This window comes from Bacillus sp. LR--39, from assembly GCF_053613335.1.
The window spans coordinates 1-2,728 of the sequence record NZ_JBSIOT010000029.1 but is presented as its reverse complement, the minus strand read 5'-3'; the positions used below and the strand labels follow the sequence as shown (position 1 = coordinate 2,728).

The window sequence follows — 2,728 nt, the reverse complement described above, 5'->3', positions numbered from 1 at the left end:
AGCGTAAAGGGGCTAACAAGATCGGCACAACGAAAAAAGGAATCGGCCCTGCTTACATGGATAAAGCAGCCCGCATCGGAATTCGCATCGCGGATCTGTTAGACCGTGACGCGTTTGCGGAAAAGCTTGAGCGCAATCTTGAAGAAAAAAACCGTCTTCTCGAGAAAATGTACGAGACAGAAGGGTTTAAACTTGAGGATATCTTAGACGAATATTATGAGTACGGCCAGCAGATTAAAAAATATGTTTGCGATACATCTGTTGTCTTAAACGATGCTCTTGATGAAGGGCGCCGTGTATTATTTGAAGGCGCACAAGGGGTTATGCTCGATATCGACCAAGGAACATACCCGTTTGTTACGTCATCTAACCCGGTTGCCGGCGGTGTCACGATCGGTTCTGGTGTCGGCCCGACCAAAATCAAGCACGTTGTCGGTGTATCAAAAGCATATACGACTCGTGTCGGCGACGGTCCTTTCCCGACTGAGCTGAAAGATGAAATCGGCGATCAAATCCGTGAAGTCGGACGCGAATATGGAACAACAACAGGCCGCCCGCGCCGTGTCGGCTGGTTTGACAGCGTTGTTGTCCGCCACGCCCGCCGTGTGAGCGGAATTACAGATCTTTCTCTGAACTCAATTGACGTCCTAACAGGAATTGAAACGTTGAAAATCTGTGTGGCGTACCGCTACAAAGGCGAAATCATTGAAGAATTTCCAGCAAGTCTTAAGGCACTTGCTGAATGTGAGCCGGTATATGAAGAAATGCCAGGCTGGACTGAGGATATTACAGATGCGAAGAGCTTGAGCGAGCTTCCGGAGAATGCGCGCCATTATCTTGAGCGTGTGTCTCAGCTGACAGGCATTCCGCTTTCTATTTTCTCTGTCGGTCCAGACCGCTCACAAACAAATGTCCTTCGCAGTGTGTACCGTGCGAACTAAATAGAATATGCCAACAAGCCCCTATATCAGGGGCTTGTTTTTTGTTTGAAAGCCGCATATAAGTTGGTCTGAGAAAAAAATATGAAAAAAACCAAAAAAGTTATTGCCACTTCTATTTGTTCGTGATATTATAAATCTCGTTGTTACGGAAACTGCTTCAATAGAGTACAAGATGAGAACTAGATCTAAGTCGTTTGCTCTATAGAAATTCCGACATCTTTAAGAGCCATTAGCTCAGTTGGTAGAGCATCTGACTTTTAATCAGAGGGTCGAAGGTTCGAGTCCTTCATGGCTCACCATTTCGTGAAGGCCCGTTGGTCAAGCGGTTAAGACACCGCCCTTTCACGGCGGTAACACGGGTTCGAATCCCGTACGGGTCATTGATTTACTTTAGCGTTATTGCTAAATTCCTTATTTGTCTGTGAGAGCTGACACGACAGCTCTCCGGGCAATTACTGTAAGGTCCGGTAGTTCAGTTGGTTAGAATGCCTGCCTGTCACGCAGGAGGTCGCGGGTTCGAGTCCCGTCCGGACCGCCATTTTACTTTACTTAGTAGAGAAAAATAAAACATTTGGCTCGGTAGCTCAGTTGGTAGAGCAACGGACTGAAAATCCGTGTGTCGGCGGTTCGATTCCGTCCCGAGCCACTTACCAAACGCATCTGCAATCGTAGGTGCGTTTTTTCTTTTAGGAAAAAGGCAAACATGAGGAGTGTTATAATAGAAGAAAAAGGGAGAACCGGCCCTGCGGCCGGTTCAAAGAAGAAGACGTCATTGATAAAGACGCACTCCGGTGAGGGGAGGTTTCAATAAAGTTATCTTTTTTTAAAAAAGTTGTCCAGCATGACAATAGATAAACAACTGGCGATAAAGGTGAAACATGTGTTTTTTTTCTAAACCTTTATTTTTTTTATCTTTTGACCTTAAACCGTTATAATAGACAAGGACCCATTCTTTACATGGGCCATAAGTGATGAAACGAATGTTATATAGATGAAATGAAGTCATTCGGCAGGAGGAAAATCAAAATGATGGATAAAAAGATCCTTGTAGTAGATGATGAAAAACCGATTGCAGATATATTGGAATTTAACTTAAGAAAAGAAGGCTATGAAGTGCACTGTGCCCACGACGGAAACGAAGCCGTTGAAAAGGTAGAAGAGCTTCAGCCTGATTTAATTCTTTTAGATATTATGCTCCCGAATAAAGACGGCGTTGAGGTATGCCGTGAAGTCAGAAAGAAATACGATATGCCAATCATTATGCTGACGGCTAAGGATTCAGAAATTGACAAGGTTATCGGGCTCGAAATCGGTGCTGATGACTATGTCACAAAACCATTCAGCACACGCGAGCTCTTGGCGCGTGTAAAAGCGAACCTGCGCCGCCAGCTGACAACAGCGCCTGCGGAGGAAGAGCCTTCCTCTAACGAGATTCATATCGGCTCTCTCGTCATCTTCCCTGACGCGTACGTTGTATCAAAACGAGATGAAACAATCGAATTGACTCATCGTGAGTTCGAATTGCTTCATTATTTAGCAAAACATATCGGACAAGTGATGACCCGTGAACATTTGCTTCAAACCGTTTGGGGCTATGATTACTTCGGCGATGTCAGAACGGTTGACGTAACAGTCCGCCGGCTTCGTGAAAAAATCGAGGACAACCCGAGCCATCCAAATTGGATCGTCACACGCCGCGGTGTAGGTTATTACTTGAGAAACCCAGAACAGGACTAATGCCCATATGAATAAGGTTGGTTTTTTTCGGTCGATCCAATTTAAGATTA

2 protein-coding genes and 4 tRNA genes are annotated in these 2,728 nt (G+C 45.1%); all 6 read left to right on the top strand.

Features of this window, described 5'->3' with window-relative positions:
- A partial coding sequence (gene purA / locus ACWHAR_RS19755; protein ID WP_452087591.1) for an adenylosuccinate synthase occupies positions 1-941 on the top strand: 941 nt, incomplete at its 5' end.
- 223 nt (positions 942-1,164) lie between these two features.
- Positions 1,165-1,240: transfer RNA gene (locus ACWHAR_RS19750), tRNA-Lys, on the top strand.
- Positions 1,241-1,249: 9 nt separating this feature from the next.
- Positions 1,250-1,321: transfer RNA gene (locus ACWHAR_RS19745), tRNA-Glu, on the top strand.
- An 81-nt stretch (positions 1,322-1,402) separates the two neighbouring features.
- Positions 1,403-1,479, top strand: a tRNA-Asp gene (locus ACWHAR_RS19740).
- Between the two features lie 35 nt (positions 1,480-1,514).
- Positions 1,515-1,587 (top strand) — tRNA-Phe (locus ACWHAR_RS19735).
- A 383-nt stretch (positions 1,588-1,970) separates the two neighbouring features.
- Positions 1,971-2,678: a cell wall metabolism DNA-binding response regulator WalR gene (gene walR, locus ACWHAR_RS19730; protein ID WP_033880452.1), complete on the top strand. Its 708-nt coding sequence runs from the start codon at positions 1,971-1,973 to the stop codon at positions 2,676-2,678.
- Positions 2,679-2,728: the final 50 nt, after the last annotated feature.